This window comes from Pedobacter heparinus (genome assembly GCF_032678725.1).
GTDB classification, from domain to species: domain Bacteria; phylum Bacteroidota; class Bacteroidia; order Sphingobacteriales; family Sphingobacteriaceae; genus Pedobacter; species Pedobacter heparinus_A.
In genome coordinates this window covers 380065-399552 of record NZ_JAVTSC010000004.1, presented here as the reverse complement: position 1 = coordinate 399552, position 19488 = coordinate 380065, and the positions used below count along the sequence as shown (strand labels likewise).

At 37.2% G+C, this 19488-nt stretch carries 16 protein-coding genes; 15 read left to right on the top strand and 1 reads right to left on the bottom strand.

Annotated features, from left to right (window positions below; translation table 11 throughout):
• Window positions 1-13 precede the first annotated feature (13 nt).
• The 14 genes from wecB (at window position 14) to R2Q85_RS08895 (ending at window position 17160) form a co-directional block, all read left to right on the top strand.
• A complete protein-coding gene (gene wecB / locus R2Q85_RS08960; RefSeq protein WP_316811424.1) occupies window positions 14-1141 on the top strand; it encodes a non-hydrolyzing UDP-N-acetylglucosamine 2-epimerase in 1128 nt (375 codons plus the stop codon).
• Window positions 1142-1176: 35 nt separating this feature from the next.
• Window positions 1177-2211: a glycosyltransferase family 1 protein gene (locus R2Q85_RS08955; protein ID WP_316811423.1), complete on the top strand. Its 1035-nt coding sequence runs from the start codon at window positions 1177-1179 to the stop codon at window positions 2209-2211.
• A 22-nt stretch (window positions 2212-2233) separates the two neighbouring features.
• Entirely contained in the window at window positions 2234-2860 is a 627-nt protein-coding gene (locus R2Q85_RS08950) for a sugar transferase (protein WP_316811422.1), read from the top strand.
• A complete protein-coding gene (locus R2Q85_RS08945; RefSeq protein WP_316811421.1) occupies window positions 2861-3826 on the top strand; it encodes an ATP-grasp domain-containing protein in 966 nt (321 codons plus the stop codon).
• Complete coding sequence (locus tag R2Q85_RS08940; RefSeq protein ID WP_316811420.1) at window positions 3810-4493, top strand: HAD family hydrolase; 684 nt, start codon at window positions 3810-3812, stop codon at window positions 4491-4493. The genes R2Q85_RS08945 and R2Q85_RS08940 overlap by 17 nt, the downstream gene beginning before the upstream one ends.
• On the top strand, window positions 4493-5284 hold the full coding sequence (locus R2Q85_RS08935; protein WP_316811419.1) for an FkbM family methyltransferase: 792 nt from the start codon (window positions 4493-4495) through the stop codon (window positions 5282-5284). The genes R2Q85_RS08940 and R2Q85_RS08935 overlap by 1 nt, the downstream gene beginning before the upstream one ends.
• Window positions 5285-5345: 61 nt before the next feature.
• On the top strand, window positions 5346-6479 hold the full coding sequence (locus R2Q85_RS08930) for a DegT/DnrJ/EryC1/StrS family aminotransferase (protein WP_316811418.1): 1134 nt from the start codon (window positions 5346-5348) through the stop codon (window positions 6477-6479).
• Between the two features lie 16 nt (window positions 6480-6495).
• Complete coding sequence (gmd, locus tag R2Q85_RS08925; RefSeq protein ID WP_316811417.1) at window positions 6496-7608, top strand: GDP-mannose 4,6-dehydratase; 1113 nt, start codon at window positions 6496-6498, stop codon at window positions 7606-7608.
• A complete protein-coding gene (locus tag R2Q85_RS08920) occupies window positions 7608-8543 on the top strand; it encodes a GDP-L-fucose synthase (RefSeq protein WP_316811416.1) in 936 nt (311 codons plus the stop codon). The genes gmd and R2Q85_RS08920 overlap by 1 nt, the downstream gene beginning before the upstream one ends.
• Window positions 8527-9621, top strand: coding sequence for a mannose-1-phosphate guanylyltransferase (locus R2Q85_RS08915; protein WP_316811415.1), 1095 nt, complete (start codon window positions 8527-8529; stop codon window positions 9619-9621). The genes R2Q85_RS08920 and R2Q85_RS08915 overlap by 17 nt, the downstream gene beginning before the upstream one ends.
• 175 nt (window positions 9622-9796) lie before the next feature.
• On the top strand, window positions 9797-11755 hold the full coding sequence (locus tag R2Q85_RS08910) for a nucleoside-diphosphate sugar epimerase/dehydratase (protein ID WP_316811414.1): 1959 nt from the start codon (window positions 9797-9799) through the stop codon (window positions 11753-11755).
• Window positions 11752-13356: a gliding motility protein RemB gene (locus R2Q85_RS08905; RefSeq protein WP_316811413.1), complete on the top strand. Its 1605-nt coding sequence runs from the start codon at window positions 11752-11754 to the stop codon at window positions 13354-13356. The genes R2Q85_RS08910 and R2Q85_RS08905 overlap by 4 nt, the downstream gene beginning before the upstream one ends.
• 18 nt (window positions 13357-13374) lie before the next feature.
• Window positions 13375-14229, top strand: a complete 855-nt coding sequence (gene rfbD, locus R2Q85_RS08900) for a dTDP-4-dehydrorhamnose reductase (protein WP_316811412.1) — start codon at window positions 13375-13377, stop codon at window positions 14227-14229.
• Between the two features lie 36 nt (window positions 14230-14265).
• Window positions 14266-17160 carry a gliding motility-associated C-terminal domain-containing protein gene (locus tag R2Q85_RS08895; protein WP_316811411.1) on the top strand — a complete coding sequence of 965 codons (2895 nt, stop codon included), beginning with the start codon at window positions 14266-14268 and terminating at the stop codon, window positions 17158-17160.
• 29 nt (window positions 17161-17189) lie between these two features.
• Here the strand turns inward: R2Q85_RS08895 and R2Q85_RS08890 are convergent, their stop codons facing one another.
• Window positions 17190-17747: a biliverdin-producing heme oxygenase gene (locus tag R2Q85_RS08890; RefSeq protein ID WP_316811410.1), complete on the bottom strand. Its 558-nt coding sequence runs from the start codon at window positions 17745-17747 to the stop codon at window positions 17190-17192.
• Between the two features lie 207 nt (window positions 17748-17954).
• On the opposite strand from R2Q85_RS08890, the gene R2Q85_RS08885 reads away from it, so the two are divergent.
• On the top strand, window positions 17955-19484 hold the full coding sequence (locus R2Q85_RS08885) for a GAF domain-containing protein (RefSeq protein ID WP_316811409.1): 1530 nt from the start codon (window positions 17955-17957) through the stop codon (window positions 19482-19484).
• Window positions 19485-19488 lie beyond the last annotated feature (4 nt).

The following is a 19488-nucleotide window of genomic DNA, read 5'->3' as shown; positions in this document are numbered from 1 at the left end:
TACTAAGAATCGTATGAAAGTTTTAACCATAGTAGGCACACGGCCTGAAATAATTAAGTTAAGCAGTGTAATCATAGAATTAGATAAGCATATTGAGCATGTTTTGGTACATACAGGTCAAAATTATGATTATGAACTGAATGAAATTTTTTTTAAAGAATTAGATATTCCTAAACCTAATTATTTTTTAGAGGCCGTTGGTTCGACACTTGCTGAAACGATTGGAAATGTGATTATAAAAGCGGACGAAGTTTTAGAAAGGGAAAAACCTGACGCTGTACTTCTTTTAGGTGATACAAACAGTTGTCTAGCTGCGATTGCAGCCAAGCGGAGGAAGATTCCTATCTTTCATATGGAAGCTGGAAATAGATGTTTTGATCAACGTGTACCAGAAGAAGTTAACAGGAAGATAGTCGATCATCTAAGCGATATCAATATGACATATACTGAGCATGCCCGGAGGTATCTTATCGCTGAAGGCCTAAAGCCTGAAATGATAATTAAGACAGGCTCACCTATGAAAGAGGTATTAGGAAAATATATTGAAAGAATTGACCAATCGGATATTTTATCGCAGCTTAATCTGTCGAAGGGTGAATATTTTGTAGTAAGCGCACATCGAGAGGAAAACATTGATTCTATAACTAATTTTGATAATCTTTTGCTGTCCCTTTCGGCGATTGCAGCCAAGTTTAACAAACCTGTAATTGTATCTACTCATCCAAGGACAAGAAAAAAATTAGAAGATAAAAAAATCACAGATTTGGATTCTAGGATAAGGTTTTTAAAACCGCTAGGCTTTCCCGATTACATAAGGTTACAGATGAATGCTGCTTGTGTGGTATCAGATAGTGGCACGATTACGGAAGAATCATCAATTTTGAATTTCCCTGCTGTTACTATAAGACAAGCACATGAACGCCCAGAGGGCATGGATGAAGGAACGCTTATTATGTGTGGATTAGAATCAGACTCTGTTGTCGAAGCAATAGAAATTGTAATTGAACAAAGTGCAAGTAATAAGGCGGCATTTAAGATTGTCGAAGATTATGATGTAGATAATGTATCAAAGAAAGTTCTTCGTATAATTCTAAGTTATACAGCTTATATAAATAGGATTGTTTGGAAGAAATTTACATAGGTCAGATAGCAAATCTTTAACATACAAGTATTAATATGATTGTAATCGACGGGATTATATTTTCTTTGCAAAAATATGGTGGGATCTCAACTACTTTTAATGAGATAATTAAAAAAATGATCGTATCTGATTTAGACGTGGAGCTTTTATGTTATGACGAAACTCCGAATTCAAGTGGTTTATATTCAAAGCTGCTAAAAAAACGTTTCTTAGAAAAACTGCGAACCGTTAATCTCCCACAGGCTGGTAAATCAAAGCTTTTGCATAGTAGTTATTATCGTTATACCCAAGATAAAGGAGTAAAGAATGTAATTTCTGTCTATGATTTTATTTATGAAAAATACGAGAAAAATCCTATAAAAAGGAATTTACATATATGGCAAAAAAGTAATGCAATCAAGCATGCAGATGCAATTATTTGCAATTCTGAGCATACAAAAAAAGATTTTATTGAGTATTATCCAAAATTTAACAGGGATAATGTTTTTGTTATTCATTTATCGTATGCAGCTGAATTTTCTCTTATAGATTCAAAAGCCCATGCCAAGAAGTTTCATAAACCATATGTTGTGTTTGTTGGGATGAGATCGGTGCATAAGAATTTCAGTGAATGTGTCATGGCATTGCGTAACATTTCTGAAGTCGAACTTGTTATTATTGGGAGTAAAGATTTAAATGAAAATGAACTAACTCTATTAAATTCAAATATACCAAATCGTTACAGGCACATGCAAAACGTAAATAATGCCCAACTTTCTGATGTTTATAGAAGTGCAATCTGTTTGCTGTACCCATCGTTGTACGAAGGATTTGGAATTCCAATTATAGAAGCAATGGCTAGTGGTTGTGCTGTAATTACGACGAACAATTCATCAATGCCTGAAGTTGCTGGAAATGCTGCAATTCTTTTGGATGAGCCAGTTGCAGAAAGCATACAGGTTGCGATTAAGCAATTGCTAGATGAACAACTAAATGAAAAGTATGTTGAGCTCGGTTTTACAAATATAAACAGGTTCAGCTGGGAGAAGACCACTCAATCAACGATTGACGTCTATAATAGTGTTATGTAGAGGGGGCTTATTAAATTGTTAATTGACTACTTGGTTTCTTGGAATGTATAAAAACTTCTTAAAAAGGTATTTAGATTTTATCTTGTCACTAGCGGGACTTGTTGTTTTATCTCCTGTTTTTGTCGTCGTTCTAATAATTTTATGCATAACTAACAACGGAAAAGCTTTCTTTTTTCAAAAAAGACCCGGAAAAAATGAAAACTTATTTAGCATTATTAAATTTAAGACAATGAATGATAAAAAAGATAAAGATGGTAATTTGTTGCCTGACTCTGAAAGGATGACTAAAATAGGCAGGTTTATCCGAAATAGTTCGCTAGACGAAATTCCTCAGCTTATAAATGTATTTATTGGTCAAATGAGTATAATTGGACCAAGACCCCTATTGCCTCAATATTTATCATTGTATAATGATGAACAGTTGAAAAGACATCAAGTAAAACCTGGCATTACTGGTTGGGCGCAAGTTAACGGTCGTAATGCAATTACCTGGACACAAAAGTTTAAATACGATGTCTGGTATGTTGAAAATTTCAGCTTTCTTTTGGATGTGAAAATAATTTACTTAACTGTAAAAAAAGTATTTAAATCTGAGAATATCAGTCAAGATGGCCATGCGACAATGGAATATTTTAAGGGAGACAATTAAATGAATATAATTATTTGTTCTGCTGGGAAAAGGGTTTCCCTGGTTAGAGCTTTTCAAAAAGAACTAAGGGACATCGTTCCAACGGGTTTGGTATTTACAACTGATTTAAGTCCTGACCTTTCACCAGCTTGCAGGATCTCAGATGGATACTTTAGCATTTGCAAAGTTACGTCATCAGATTACGTTAATCAGATCATAAAAATATGCATTGATAATAATATTAAGATGGTTGTTCCAACTATTGATACAGAATTGCAGATTCTTGCTGATCAGAGTGATAGGTTTAAAGAACATAATATTCATTTAATTTTATCAGAATCCAAATTCATTTCTAAATGTAGAGATAAGAGGCTAATTAATATCTTTTTTCAAGACCATGATATCTGTATTCCTAGAAAGATAGATAAAAGAAATTTGACATTCCCAGTATTTATTAAGCCATATGATGGGAGTTTAAGCAAAGATATTTTCCTCATAAACAAAGAAAGTGAGATTACTGATTATCATTTAAATAACGATAAGTTAATGTTTATGGAATATATAGATCCAATAAACAATCATGAATATACAATTGATATGTATTACGGAGGTGATAATTTCGTTAAATGTATTGTTCCAAGAAAAAGGATTGAGGTAAGAGCAGGAGAGATTAGTAAAGGGGTGACTATTAAGAATGAAATCATCAGTTTTTTAAAAGAGCGGCTAGACTATATAGAAGGAGCAGTAGGTTGTATAACGCTGCAGCTTTTCTTTAATGTACACACTAAGAATATATTAGGCATTGAAATTAATCCAAGATTTGGTGGAGGATTTCCGCTTTCTTATCTTGCTGGGGGAAACTTCCCCAGATGGCTTATTAACGAATATTTTTTTGGAAAAACATGTAGTTATCAGGAAAATTGGGAAGAAAATTTATTAATGTTGCGTTATGATGATGAAGTAATCGTTCATGGATTTGAAAATTGATAGTAATTCAGTAGTGATTTTCGATTTAGATGATACATTGTATAAAGAAATTGATTATTTGGTTTCTGCATATAGACATATCGCATTAAACATTGTTAAGCCTACGCGTAAGGATTTAGTTGAAAAAATGTTGCATCATTATTATTCAGGAAGTAATGTGTTCGACTGGGTTTTGGAGGAATACTCTTCAGTTGTGCCCAATTTAAATAAAGAGTTACTATTGAATGAGTATAGAAACCATGTTCCTAATATTGAACTCGATAATGCGACTAGATTTTTTTTAAATTCTATTAAGGAAAAAGGAATTAAAAGTGGTTTAATAACCGATGGTAGAAGCGTCACACAACGTAATAAGCTACTATCTCTAGGTTTAAAGGATTATTTTGATGACATTATTATTTCAGAAGAATTTGGATCAGAAAAACCAGACTATCGGAATTTTGTTTTTTTTGAAAACAAGTATCCAGAGGCTAATTTTATTTACATTGCAGACAATTTAAATAAAGATTTTATTGCTCCGTTAAATTTGGGATGGCAAATGGTATGTATCAGAGATGGCAATAAAAACATTCATAAACAGGATATCAAACTTTTGCCAACTAATTGTATATTGGTTTCAGATTTTACCGAATTACAAATTAAAATCACGCCTAAAAACAACATATAATGAAAATTATTAGAATGATTGCTTTAAAATTTTTAAAGCTGACAGCCAGGGACATAATTATCAATCATCACTACACTGGAAAGAAGTTGGTGTTAAACTCCTATTACCATAAGGGATATTGGTATTATGGTAAAAAGAGAGAAGAAACAACGATGAACCAATTTAAGGACATAATAAAAAAAGGTGATTTTGTACTAGAAATAGGAGGACATATTGGTTATATAACCACCTTTTTTGCTTCGTTAGTGGGAGAAAAAGGACGTGTTCTGGTTTTTGAACCTGGATCTAACAATCTGCCTTACCTAAAAAAAAATATTAGTTATTATAATACATCTAATATTAAAATTGAAGAAAAGGGCGCAGGAGATCATGATGGGATAGAAACTTTTTTTTTAGATCCTTTAACTGGGCAAAATAATTCTTTCGTTAAAGATTTTGATGGCTTTTATATTAATCGACAACAGTCAGTTGAAAGGGAATCAGAATATATGGACGAAAAAGTAGAGATGATGAGACTAGATTCTTATTTTGCGGGCAAAAGTCAATTACCAAATTTTGTTAAAATTGATGTAGAAGGATTTGAACTAAATGTGATAAAGGGTTTTCTCGAGACAATAAAAAAAAATCGCCCGGAATTTATGATTGAAATTCAAAAGGATGAATCGACGATAATTAACCTATTTAAAGATCTTGGATATAAAATACAAAACGAAAATTCTGAAGAAATTCTCAATTATGAAGATTATTTACTCAAAATGACACCAAATATATTCTTCTTGAATAGGAATTAGATGCCCATTGTATATTACTATGCTGAATGAAATATATAAATAAGTTGTAAACAAGAAATGAATGTCAATTAATTCGAAAATTTGGCTTTCTTCGCCACATATGGGTGGTGGGGAAAGAAAATACGTAGAAGAAGCCTTTGATACGAACTGGATAGCTCCTTTAGGGCCAAATGTGACTGGTTTTGAAGAAGATCTGAAAAAATATTTAAACGAAGATATTTACGTAGCTGCACTGAGTTCAGGAACAGCAGCTATTCACCTAGGCTTAATCCTATTAGGTGTCGGCCCTGGAGATGAAGTTATATGTCAAAGTCTGACCTTCTCTGCTACCGCTAATCCAATTGTATACTTAGGCGCAACTCCGGTATTTGTTGACTCTGAAAAGGAAACTTGGAATATGTCTCCTGAACTGCTTGAAGTGTGTATTAAGGATAGAATTGCAAAAGGGAAAAAACCCAAAGTTATTATTCCTGTTCACTTGTATGGTATGCCAGCAAAGATGGATGAAATTATGGAAATCGCAGCTAAGTATTCAATTCCTATATTTGAGGATGCCGCTGAAGCCTTAGGCTCAAAATTAAATGGTCAGATGTGTGGTACTTTTGGTATTAAGGCATGCTTATCCTTTAATGGAAATAAAATCATTACTACTTCTGGCGGTGGTGCCATGATTGCGAAACATAAGTCTAGTAGTGATAAAGCTGTCTTTCTCGCTACGCAAGCTAGAGACAATGCTCAACATTATCAACATTCCGAAATTGGCTATAATTATCGTATGAGCAACATTGTTGCAGGAATTGGGAGAGGGCAAATGGAAGTGTTAGATCTACATATTAAAAATCGTAGAAGCAATTTTTTTTATTATAAAAGTAAGTTGGATCAGATTGAAGAAATTTCGTTTTTGGAAGAGCCTTTAGGATATTACTCAAATCGTTGGTTAACTTGCATATTAATTAAACCAAACATCGAAATAACTAGAGAAAGTGTTAGAATAGCATTGGCGAATGAAAATATAGAATCCAGGCCATTATGGAAGCCAATGCACTTACAACCAGTATTTAAAGATTCACCATTTTATAGTGATGGAACTTCTGAAATGCTATTTGAAGATGGTCTTTGCTTGCCTTCGGGATCTAATTTAACTAAATCCGATTTAGATAGAGTGATTAAAGTAATTCGAAAAGTAATGTCCTAAAAAAAACAGAAATAATATGAGAATAGCTTTAATTACTGGGATAACGGGTCAAGATGGGGCTTATCTTGCCGATTTATTATTAAAAAAAGGATATGAAGTACATGGAATAAAACGCCGCAGTTCACTATTTAATACTGATCGGATTGATCATCTATATCAAGACCCTCATGAAGCCGATTTGAAATTTAAATTACATTATGGAGATCTAAGTGACTCCACAAATTTAATTAGAATTGTTCAGGAGGTTCAACCAGATGAGATTTATAATCTTGGAGCCATGAGCCATGTAAAGGTGAGTTTTGACACCCCTGAATATACCGCAAATGCTGACGGTATTGGAACTTTAAGGTTGTTGGAAGCGTTAAGGATCCTGGGCCTAGAGAAAAAAACAAGAATATATCAAGCTTCTACGTCAGAGTTGTATGGATTAGTGCAAGCTGTCCCACAGTCTGAAACAACGCCGTTTTATCCCCGTTCACCTTATGCTGTTGCAAAGATGTATGCCTACTGGATCACAGTTAATTACAGAGAAGCTTATGGTATGTTTGCTTGTAATGGTATTTTATTTAATCATGAAAGCCCATTAAGAGGAGAAACATTTGTTACGAGAAAAATCACGAGAGGAGCGGCAAAGATCGCTTTGGGCTTGCAAGATAAATTATATCTAGGGAATCTGGATGCCAGAAGAGATTGGGGACATGCTAAAGATTATGTAGAAGCTATGTGGCTAATTTTGCAACAAGAAGCCCCAGAGGATTACGTAATTGCAACAGGGGTTACAACAACAGTTAGAGATTTTGTAAAAATGTCGTTTAATGAAGTTGGAATTGAAATTGAGTTCAAAGGCGAAGGTGCGCTGGAAAAAGGATTTGTCCGGTCTTGCTCAAATATTGATTTTAGCATTGAAATAGGGAAAGAAATAATCGCTGTAGATCCAAAATATTTTAGACCTACTGAGGTAGATTTATTAATTGGTGATCCTACAAAGTCTAAAACAAAATTAGGTTGGAATCCGAAGTATGATTTAGGAGCATTAGTAAAAGAAATGATGGCGTCTGATGTGGACCATTTCCGGAAAGAACTTATGTTAAGGGAAGCTGGTTACGCTGTGAAAAATCAGTTTGAATAATGAATAAGTCCGATAAAATTTATATTGCTGGACATAAAGGAATGGTAGGTTCGGCTATTGTTCGTAAATTGAAACGTGACGGTTTTAATAATCTTGTTTTCAGAGGCTCAAAAGAATTAGATTTAAAAGATTTTAAATCGGTTTCTGCCTTTTTTGAACAGGAAAAACCTGAGTATGTGTTTTTAGCAGCAGCTAAAGTAGGAGGTATTGTTGCGAATAATACTTATCGGGCAGATTTTCTATATGAAAATTTAATGATACAAAATCATGCTATTCATCAATCTTATCTAAATGGGGTAAAAAAGTTGATGTTTTTGGGTTCATCTTGTATTTATCCGAAATTAGCTCCGCAACCATTAAAGGAAGAGTATCTCTTAACGGGCGAATTGGAGCAAACTAATGAACCTTATGCTATTGCGAAAATTGCAGGTATAAAAATGTGCGATGCTTATCGTGCCCAGTATGGTTGTAATTTTATTTCTGTTATGCCTACTAATTTATACGGCCCCAATGACAATTATGATTTAAACGATTCTCATGTCTTACCTGCTATGTTACGCCGATTTATTGTCGCAAAAAACAATGGTGATACAGCAGTGACTATATGGGGTACAGGTAAACCTATGCGGGAATTTTTACATGCTGACGATCTTGCTGAAGCTTGTGTATATCTAATGCAGAATTATAATGAGCAAGGATTAGTTAATATTGGTGTAGGAAACGATATTTCCATATTGGAATTGGCACAGTTGATCAAAAAAATTGTTGGTTTTGAAGGAAAGATATTAAAAGATAGTTCTAAACCTGATGGTACACCAAGGAAATTAATGGATGTTCATAAAATAAACAATCTTGGCTGGAAAGCGAAAATCACTTTGGAAGATGGGATAAGAAAAGTTTTTGACGAAATAAAAGAAAATGACTGGAGCAAGTAATACATACATATTGATAATGGCTGGTGGAGTCGGATCCCGTTTCTGGCCAAAAAGCCGTAACAATTTTCCTAAGCAGTTCATAGACATATTGGGATTAGGTAAATCTTTAATACAGCTTACCTACGATCGTTTTTTGAAGATTTGCCCGAATGAGCAAATCTATGTTTTAACGAATGAGAGTTATGCTAATCTGGTTCAGGAACAATTGCCTTCTCTTTTAAATACAAATATATTATTGGAACCTAGTAGGAACAATACGGCACCGTGTATTGCTTATGCCTGTTATAAAATTCTACAATTGAATCCGGATGCGAATATTGTTGTCGCTCCTTCCGATCATTTGATTCTTAAAGAGGATGTCTTTTTAGAGAAGATAACTCAGGCTTTGAATTTTTCCTCCATAAATGACGCGTTGGTAACTCTTGGTGTTCAACCGACCCGTGCGGATACAGGTTATGGATACATTGAGCATAAGAAGTCCGATAATCATAGTAATTTGGGTATTAGAGAAGTTGTGGCATTTATGGAAAAACCGTCTTTAGATAAAGCACAAGAATATCTTTTTAGCGGCAAGTACCTTTGGAATGCAGGTATTTTTATTTGGTCGGCTAAGGCGATACAAAAGTCTTTTGAACAATACGCACCCGAAATTGATAGCTTATTTAAGAAAGGGAATGATTTTTTTAACACCATCAAAGAAAATGAATTCATTGAAGAATTTTATCCTCATACACCCAATATTTCAATTGACTATGCCATTCTGGAAAAAGCAAACAATGTATACACCATTCCTGCGGATATTGGTTGGTCTGATCTAGGAACATGGGCATCATTATATGCCGTAGCAAATAAAGACGAGCACGAAAACTCCGTAAATTGTTCTATCGCAAGCCTTTATAATACATCAAATTGCATAATTCAACTCCCCACTGGCAAGGCCGCGGTAATTAAAGGAATGAACAATTATATAATTGTTGATGACGGCAAAATTTTGTTAATTTATCCTAAAAATGACGAGCAAGAAATTAAACAAGTTGGTAAAGAATTGGCCGCAAATTTTGGGGATCAGTTCTCATGATATATTATAATTTAATATGAAACGCGCCTCCTTTCATACCATTATTGGTGGATAAAGTATGTTAAACGAGCCTGTTTACGTTTTTAGTGGGTATTTAAATTTTTCTAATTAGCTTAATATAACAATTTGGTTCAATTATTGTTAGTTTTGCAAAGATCATTTTATGTAAAGGTGTATGTTTACAAAACTACAAATTGTATCGCGCTGGGTTATTTTTACGATTGATATTTGTTTAAGTGTCCTTGCATTGTTATTTGCCATTATTTTGCAGAATAATTTTATTATTGATACAATAGATTTTCTTGCTTTTTATAAAGCTGTGGTCTTAGTGATTATAGTAAATTCTTTTGTGTTTTATAGCGTTAAAACCTTCGCTGGCATTGTCAGATATACTTCGGCGCAGGATTCTTTCAGAATTCTGTTTGCTGTTGTGCTGAGTTCTCTAATCCTGTTTTTTACCCATGCATTAGCTATTGTCGTTACCGGTCAGCATGTGATTAGCAGTGTTACTATCATCACCTATACGCTATTTAATTTCTTAATGCTAATCACTTACCGGATTATTGTAAAGTACTTTTTTATGTACATTAAGAATGCTAATCTGGACAAAATCAGAATTATCATTTACGGTGCAGGTGAAGCGGGTGTGGCAACTAAAAGAACTTTCGATCATGACCCTAAAGTGAATAAAACTATCATTGCGTTTGTGGATGATGATTTGCGTAAGGTTGGTAAGACCATAGATGGCGTCAGAATTTTGGATGCTGCACAATTGGAAGACCTGATTACCAAACATGAGGTAGATGAAGTGATCTTTGCCTCTTATACTATTCCATCAGAGCGTAAGAACCAGGTAGTAGATGTTTGTTTAGAGAACGAGGTTAAAATACTAAATATCCCCTCACCTGAAGTTTGGGCTAAAGGGCATGTGACAACAGCACAAATCCAGAACATCAATATTGAAGACCTATTGAATAGGAAAACCATAGAAATTGACATTGATGGCATTCAAAATCAGTTAAAGGATAAGCGAATTTTAATCACCGGTGCGGCAGGCTCTATAGGAAGTGAGATTGTGAGGCAATTGTTGAAGTTTGAAACTGGGCTAATCATTTTGTGTGATCAGAGCGAAACGGCTTTGCATAACATTTACCTGGAATTGGAAGAAACGCATGTTAATACGAATTTTCATGCATTTATCGGGGATGTGAAAGACCAGAAGCGGATGGAGTCGTTGTTCAATACTTATAAGCCGCATTACGTATACCATGCAGCAGCATACAAGCATGTGCCCTTGATGGAAGACAATCCGGCAGAAGCAATTAAAACAAACGTAATGGGTACCAAGACCATTGCTGACCTATCTGTCAAGCATGGGGTGCAAAAATTTGTAATGATCTCGACTGATAAAGCAGTAAACCCAACCAATGTAATGGGGGCTTCCAAACGAATCGCAGAGATCTATGTACAGTCACTAAACAATTCGCTGAACAATCCGGACCTGATCTTTTCCAATGGATTGAGTTATTTAAACGATGCCAATATCAAGCCTATCACCAAGTTTATCACTACCCGTTTTGGGAATGTACTAGGCTCGAATGGGTCTGTCATCCCCAGATTTAAACACCAGATAGAAAACGGTGGCCCGGTTACGGTAACCCACCCTGAAATTACCCGGTATTTTATGACTATACCTGAAGCTTGCAGGTTGGTATTGGAAGCGGGTTGTATGGGTAAGGGTGGCGAAATCTTTGTGTTCGATATGGGCAAATCAGTAAAGATCGTAGAATTGGCTAAGAAAATGATTCGTTTAGCTGGATTAGTGCCAAATCAGGACATTAAGATTTCTTATTCTGGTTTAAGACCTGGAGAGAAATTGTTTGAAGAATTGCTAAATGATAATGAAATTACTAAGCCTACCCATCATGAAAAAATCATGATTGGACAAGTTCGAGAATATATTTTTAACGAAATAGAAACCCAGATCTATCAGTTGCTGCAGCATGCCAGTGTAGGTAATACCAGGCAGGTAGTAAGGCAAATGAAGGTCATTGTTCCTGAATTCGTCAGTAAAAATTCGGTATTTGAGGAATTGGATGCCGAAGTTCAGGTAGAAGAAAGCCCCCTAAAATGAAAAAATCCCTGTTAATGGGTGTACTATTTTTAGCTTTTTACAGCTTAAAAGCCCAGACACCCAATGTAAATATTCCTTATTCTTATCAATTTTATCAGAAGCTGAATAGACCGGTATATGATGTAAACAGCCGTTCCCATTCTGCGATTAAAGGTTTTTATGCGGATGACTCCCTCCTGGTCAATCGTTACCAGAGCTTAATGCAGCTGGGCGCTGATTCTACAATCAAACGTTCCTGGGTACGCAGAAAGCTGACTGATGAACATTTGCTCAATTTTGTAGGTGAAGATTATACAGTTTATGCGGATTATCTCCCGGATCTGCAGATTGGACGGGATTTTAAAAACGGTACAACAACCTGGAAAAATACAAGAGGTTTTCAGATTGGAGGAACAGTTGGTAAAAAATTTTCCTTTTATACCAATGGCTTCGAGAACCAGGCTGTATTTGCCAATTATATTACTGATTTTATTGACTCAAACGGTGTTGTGCCAAGCGAGATGTCGGGGAAACTGGGTAAAAAAACAAAAGATTGGTCGTACGTGACAGCTTTACTTTCTTATACACCCAATAAACACCTAAATGTTGCATTGGGCTATGACAAAAACTTTATTGGAGATGGTTACCGTTCGATGCTGTTGTCTGATGTAGCTGCCAACTATTCTTTTTTAAGGGTTAGGGCGAGCTTGGGTAATGTGCAGTATCAAACTATATTTGGCTATATGCTGGATCCAGGAGCGGAGAAACTGACCACAGACAGGCGTTTAGGAGACAGGGGCAAATGGGCCGCCATGCATTATATCGACTGGAATGCCACCAACCGTTTTTCTATAGGTTTTTTCCAGGCCGTAACCTGGGCAGATGCGGAGCCAGAAGGCAAGCGTGGCTTTGATTTCAACTATATACATCCCTTTATCTTCTTAAGGTCCGTGGAAAGTGCAAATAGTACATCGCCTGATAAGATGCGATTGGGAATCAATACCAAGTACGAAGTTCTGGATAGGACCACTGTTTACGGGCAGTTCATGATCGATGAATTTACAGCGAAAGAATTTTTTGGTAACAAAGGTTATTGGGCCAATAAATGGGCCTTACAATTGGGCTTCCGGGGATCAGATCTGTTTAAGGTCGAGAATCTGAATTATCTCGCTGAGTTTAATACAGCCAGGCCATATACTTACGCGCATTTTAGTCGTGTGTCTAATTATGCAGCCATGAATCAGCCATTGGCACATCCATTAGGGGCTAATTTTAGAGAAGTTTTAGGGATTTTAAATTATAGCTATAAGCGGTTTGACCTGCAAGGACAATTGATGTATGCACGCTATGGCTTGGATCCGGAAGGACTTAACTATGGAAAGAATATTTTCTTAAATAACTATGTGCATCCATCTGATTATGGTAACAAAATCGGTCAGGGCATAAAAACCAATCTTTATTTTGCGGAAGGCCGGGCTTCATACCTGATCAATCCAAAATATAACCTGCGCCTGGAATTAGGTGGAGTATTAAGAAGAGAAAGTAGCAATGTAACTAAAAACACAGCATTGTTTACCTTCGGGTTACGCAGTACCTTTAGAAATTTATATCAGGATTTTTAATAGTTTAATAACATAAAATTGAAAATACTAGTTCTCGGAGCATCCGGTCAGCTTGGCCAGTGCCTCAAAAAAGTTGCTGCAGAAAGAAACATCAATAACATCAGCTTTCCTGATGAAAGCATCGCAAACATTCTGGATACTGCTGTACTTCATACACTATTTGCTGACGAAAAACCTACGCATGTGATCAACTGTGCGGCTTATACCGCAGTGGATAAGGCAGAAGATGACATTGAACTCTGCAGAAAAATCAATAAAGACGGCGCTTTAAATATTGCTGAGCTTTGCAAAGAAAATAAAGCAATATTAATCCATGTCTCTACGGATTTTGTTTTTAAAGGTGACGCACCGGAACTGCTGAAAGAAGATGATCTTGCCGAGCCAATCAATATTTATGGCCTCACTAAACTGGAGGGGGAGCAGGATGTCATCAATACGCTACAAGAGCATTTTATATTACGCACCAGCTGGCTCTATTCTGAATATGCCAATAACTTCGTAAAAACAATGCTGAGGCTGGGTGCAGACCGGGATGAACTGAATGTGATCGCGGATCAGATTGGAACGCCAACCTATGCCATTGATCTTGCAGGAGCAATACTATCCATAATCGAGTCCGGGCAGGAAGATTACGGGGTTTATCATTATAGCAATGAAGGGGTAACCTCCTGGTACGACTTTGCTGTTGGCATATTTGAGCTAAGCGGCACTAAAATTAAAGTGAAACCCATCCCAACATCTCAATATCCTACAAGAGCAGTAAGGCCGAAGTTCTCGGTAATGGACAAAAGCAAAATTAAATCAACATTCAATTTAGAAATCCCTTACTGGAGGGATAGTTTAAAGGTTTGCATAGAAAGATTAAAATATTAAATTAGTATTTTAAAAGCATTAATCTTAACGCTCGTAGTGATCAGCAAACTTAAATTACTCTGTTTTGTTTTATTGGTCTGTTGTTTTACAACAGAGGCCCAAACTTTTTACGTAAGTGCTCCTAAAAGTCCAACGAACATCACTACAGGAAGCGATATCTATAAGGTTACTGTAACAGCTAATGGATTGGTTTCAGAATTATTAACTAACTGTTCGCCAAATGATCAGTTTTTTTCGATTGCAATGAATAAGACTGGCTTTTACTGGCTCAGGAGTCCGTATCTATATAAAGGAGATCTAAATGCAAACGCCTTGATCAATTGCCAAATACTAGCTGGTGGAACTACAGGTTCCTCTGCACTTACCATTGGTCCAGACAACAGAGCTTATTATTCCTCAAATAGATTGTATGCAACTGACTTAACTACCTTACAAACCGTTAGTTTAGGGCCAATGAATTATACGCCAACAGGTGACATGTGCTTTTTTAGCGGTAGCTTATATATGGCTGCAAATCAGGGTATTATCAAGGTAGATATAACTGATCCTACTAAAAGCTATGTATACCTTCCTTTAAGTCCTAACCTGAACATGTTTGGATTGGTAAGTGTGGCTACAAGCCTCCACAAAAATACTGTTTATGGCTTATGCAGTGTTGGCAACAATCAAACTGATGTTCTTGAACTCGATCTGGAAAACAAACAAATTATAGGTGTTGTCGGAACGCTTCCTTATGCTATTCTTGATGCGGCAAGCCCTGTGGAAGATGGCAGCATAACCGGAATAGAACTGGATAAAATAGAAATTACCCAGGATTGCAGTGCCCCAAACAAAGCTATTGTTGAAATTCTGACCAAACCCCACCTTGAAGAATTCACTTATGTATTGAATGGCATAAGCAACACTACTGGTAAGTTTACAGGTATCGATCCGGGAACTTATACCATGAACATTACTTCTGCATCAGATCAGTTTTCCAGTACAATTACCGTTGGAACTTATGATCTCCGTAAGCCTGACTATAGCTGGCAACGTAAAAATGAAATGTGTGGCATAGCCGGAGAAATTACTTTTACTTCTCCTGAACCCAATAGCACCTACCAGGTTAAATACAACAATACCTCCTACCCAATAAACCACACTTTCATGGGTTTAAATTCCGGCGCTTCTTATCATTTTGAAATCATTAATAAAAATGGCTGTAAAGTTGATGAAGCAGATATTCCCATGTTAAAAGATGTATGCAAAATCGAGCTCGAACAGATTCAGTTACAACAACAATGCGATGCTTTTCACAAAGGGGTAATTAAGGTGCTGACAAAGCCAAATACTTACGCTTATACCTATACTTTAAACGGTTCAGTAAGTAATTTAACCGGTGTCTTTCATAACCTAAGCCCCGGGCAATACACCGTTAAAATAACTTCTTCAGAGGATGAACTGGAGATACCATCGATAGCAGTGCCCGACTATAAACTGACTCAGCCTGCAATTAGCTATAGTAAGAATAATCCATCATGCAGTCTTAAAGGGGATATTAAATTCGATATTACCGCGAATAGCAGTTTATATAAGATCCAATACCAGACTAATACATTTCCATTTGATCATTTGTTCACGAACCTCTCTGCCAGTACCCATCATTTTGTAGTTTTAAGTGAAACAGGGTGTTTAATTGACGAATATGATGTAGAACTTGTGTACCAGCCCTGCAATGTTGAAATTACAGCTATCGAGGTAGCGGCCGAATGTAATGTGCTCAGTAAAGCCACAATTCGTGTTACCTCACCAGCCATTCCTGAAACCTATACTTATTCCCTTAGCAACGGAATGACCAGCAGTACAGGGCTATTTAATATGGTAGATCCGGGAAATTATATTTTAAATGTAACAGCCTCCGGAGGCGGTACTCCTGAAGCGCGGGCCGTTACCGTTCCTGATTACAGATTACTACATCCATTGATTACCTACAATAAAAATGATCCATCATGCAATCTAAAAGGGGATATCAAATTCAGCATAGCGGGAAACAGCAGTTTATACCAAATAAAATATAAAACGGATGTACTTCCATTTGATCATTTATTTGATAATCTTCCTGTGGGCATACATCATTTTGTTGTTTTAAATCAAGCCGGATGTTTGGTTGATGAGTATGATGTGGAGCTGATTTATCAAGCTTGTGATGTGGTGATTAACGATGTGGAAGTATTTGCAGAATGTGATGTGCTGGGCAAGGGAGTAATCCGGGTAAGCTGCCCAGCTATTCCGGAGACTTATACTTACTCTTTAAGTAATGGCATGAGTAATAATACCGGGATCTTTAATATGCTGGATCCGGGGAATTATACCTTAAATGTTTCAGCCTCAGCGGGAGGAAGGCCGAAAAGTCTTAACGTTATTATACCTGATTATACACTGAACAAGCCGTTAAGTGTGGTGAATAAAACAGAGCCTGTTTGTGATCTTCCCGGGCAGTTGAGTTTTACCATAAAAACCAATCCGGAGCTTTATGTCATCAGGTATCATTCTTCAACATATCCTGTTAATCATACTTTTACCAATTTATATGCTGGCAGTCATCATTTTTCGATACTCAAAAAAAATGGTTGTATTGTAGATGATATTGATGTACAATTGACCAGAGAGGATTGTGGTGATGTAGTCTTTCCTAATGCTTTCAGCCCTAATTTAGATGGTGTTAACGATATTTTTAAAGCGAACAGCAATAGTAAAGCAAGTAATTTCAAGATCCAGATCTATGACCGACGGGGTGTATTGGTTGCAACCTCGAGCGAACTGCACAATTGCTGGAATGGAGATTATAAAGGTGAAGCATTACCCACCGCAACCTATTTTTGGGTAGCAACTTTTACTACGCAAAGGAAAGAGGCTGTGGTTAAAAAAGGATCGATTACTTTAATACGGTAAATGGGACAATCAAATCATATGATCAAGCTTTATTCTTCAACCCAATCTTTAAACTTTAAAAACGTCTGGTTTGCAGCTTCAACCACATCTGCCTGTTGCTCATCGGTAACTGCTTCCTTATTCAGATAATCTTTAAAGCTGTTCCACATCTCCATGGTGCTTTCACCATAACCATTAAAAAAGGATAAACCCTGATCCGCAGGAATATTTAGCTGTTTGGCAATCATCTGGCTGATGTATTTTCCGCCCAATGTGGAACCTTCAATCACATATAATGCACCCAGTGCCTGGAAGTGGTTTGAAATAACCGGAAGTGCTGCCCCGCCAGCCAGCTCCGGAACTATTGCTTTAAAATAGCTAAGATCATCTGCAATGGCGGCTGTTTTTCTGCGTTGACCTGCATCGGCAAGTGTAGGGTTCAAATGCTTGCCGATCAGCTGTTCGAGCCCGCCAAAATAGCTGTAAAAATCATTTAAGATCTGGATATAATCCTGTACCGAACTGATGGACTTTATTTTCCGTACCAGCATGGCTTCAAGTTCTTTGTGGTATATACTGGTTTCTGCTTTAACTTTATCGGCGATCATTTTTTTTCTTTATGCTGTTTTAAATTCCTGCTGCAAAGATATGTTTTAGAGGATGAATCCTGGCCAAATATAGCTGGTGCATTATCGTCATTGGCAAACATTTTGGTACATTATTTGGTATTTAAGAGATATGTTTAAACTACAGCCGTTTTACTTACACAAAAAACGGGGAACAACTGGCGGCATAAGCAGAAAATTAAGGGATAAATGGTAGAAAAAAAGAACTTTGATTCTGAATTTTGCGGCAACCTGCCGCTGCACAATGTGAACCTGATCCAGGATTATGGTTACCTGCTGGTACTTGAACCTGCGGGATTGAAAATAATCCAGGCCAGTGAAAATACTGTTGAAATAACCGGTAAGCCGGTTCAGGAACTGATAGATACGACACTGGCCCAATACCTGGACGAGGAAAGTACCCTTAAATTATCCGATAGTTTAAAATCAGGGATCAGGCAGAGGATTCCTTTCAATTTAACACTAAAAAACGGAGAGCAAACCGGCCGTTTCCATGCTTTGATGCACGTTAAAGCAGATTATATACTGATTGAGCTGGAAAAGGCGAAGGATCTGGAGGGAAAGCTCTTTACCGATGTTTTTCAGGAGGTAAAAAAGATCATGGCCGAAATTGAGCAGGCGGAGACGGTCCGGTCGGTTTGTGAAATTGCGGTTCGGGAGATCCGTAAAATATCTGGTTTTGACGGGGTACTGATGTATCAGTTTGACCAGGACTGGAATGGTACCGTGATCGCTGAAGAAAAGGATGAAAGGTTGGAGCCTTATTTAGGGCAAACTTTCCCGGCCTCTGATGTGCCTAAGCAGGCCCGCCAATTGTACCTGAAAAATCCCTACCGGCTGATCCCGAACCGGACCTATCAGCCGGTGCGTTTATATCCCGTGATCAATCCGGTTACCAATTCTTTCATAGACCTGTCTGACTGTAACCTGAGAAGTGTGGTGGCGGTGCACCTGGAGTACATGAAGAATATGAACATTGATGCCTCCATGTCTATCCGGGTAATCCGGAATGGGGAGCTATGGGGGCTGGTCTCCTGTCATCACCTGACTGAAAAATACCTGGACCACGAAGTATGTGCTATTTTTGAATGGTTGTCTGCGGTGATCTCTAACGGGGTGTCGCGTATTCTGGACAAGGAGGCCTACGATTTTTCTATTTTGCTTCAGCAAATGCGGGCTGCGTTAACAGACCGGGTTTATGAAAGGGATAACATCACGGCCGGCTTGTTACCGGAGGAGGGAACAAATCTGCTGGATCTGTTTAATGCCAGTGGTGCAGCGGTCATTTTAAACGGCAGGATGGAAACGAAAGGGATTGTACCTGGCGAGGATGCCATTGATAACCTGCTGATGTGGGCAGAAGGTAAAAGCATCAACAAGGTTTTTGCGACGGAGCACCTGGCGGCCTTGTATGATGAGGCCAGAGAATTTGCGGGGCTGGCTAGCGGGGCGCTGGTGATTCCTATAGACAGCACTAAAGGTGATTACATCATTTGTTTCAGGCCAGAGCTGGTAGAAACCATCAACTGGGGAGGAAATCCAAACGAAGCCATCAATTTTGAAAAGGATGGGTTGAAGTACCATCCCAGAAATTCGTTTAAGTTATGGAAGCAGAGAGTTGAACAACATGCGCTGCCCTGGAAGCAGCAGGAACTGGATGCGGCCGAGGCGCTGAGGACTTTCCTATTTGAATTCAGGACGAAACAGCTATACAATTGATAAT

Coding starts and splice junctions, on each gene's coding strand:
- gmd (WP_316811417.1), top strand. CDS start 6,496: ATGAGAATAGCTTTAATTACTGGGATAACGGGTCAAGATGGGGCTTAT.
- R2Q85_RS08935 (WP_316811419.1), top strand. CDS start 4,493: ATGAAAATTATTAGAATGATTGCTTTAAAATTTTTAAAGCTGACAGCC.
- R2Q85_RS08915 (WP_316811415.1), top strand. CDS start 8,527: ATGACTGGAGCAAGTAATACATACATATTGATAATGGCTGGTGGAGTC.
- R2Q85_RS08955 (WP_316811423.1), top strand. CDS start 1,177: ATGATTGTAATCGACGGGATTATATTTTCTTTGCAAAAATATGGTGGG.
- R2Q85_RS08905 (WP_316811413.1), top strand. CDS start 11,752: ATGAAAAAATCCCTGTTAATGGGTGTACTATTTTTAGCTTTTTACAGC.
- R2Q85_RS08920 (WP_316811416.1), top strand. CDS start 7,608: ATGAATAAGTCCGATAAAATTTATATTGCTGGACATAAAGGAATGGTA.
- R2Q85_RS08945 (WP_316811421.1), top strand. CDS start 2,861: ATGAATATAATTATTTGTTCTGCTGGGAAAAGGGTTTCCCTGGTTAGA.
- R2Q85_RS08885 (WP_316811409.1), top strand. CDS start 17,955: ATGGTAGAAAAAAAGAACTTTGATTCTGAATTTTGCGGCAACCTGCCG.
- R2Q85_RS08930 (WP_316811418.1), top strand. CDS start 5,346: ATGTCAATTAATTCGAAAATTTGGCTTTCTTCGCCACATATGGGTGGT.
- R2Q85_RS08910 (WP_316811414.1), top strand. CDS start 9,797: ATGTTTACAAAACTACAAATTGTATCGCGCTGGGTTATTTTTACGATT.
- R2Q85_RS08940 (WP_316811420.1), top strand. CDS start 3,810: ATGGATTTGAAAATTGATAGTAATTCAGTAGTGATTTTCGATTTAGAT.
- R2Q85_RS08890 (WP_316811410.1), bottom strand. CDS start 17,747: ATGATCGCCGATAAAGTTAAAGCAGAAACCAGTATATACCACAAAGAA.
- wecB (WP_316811424.1), top strand. CDS start 14: ATGAAAGTTTTAACCATAGTAGGCACACGGCCTGAAATAATTAAGTTA.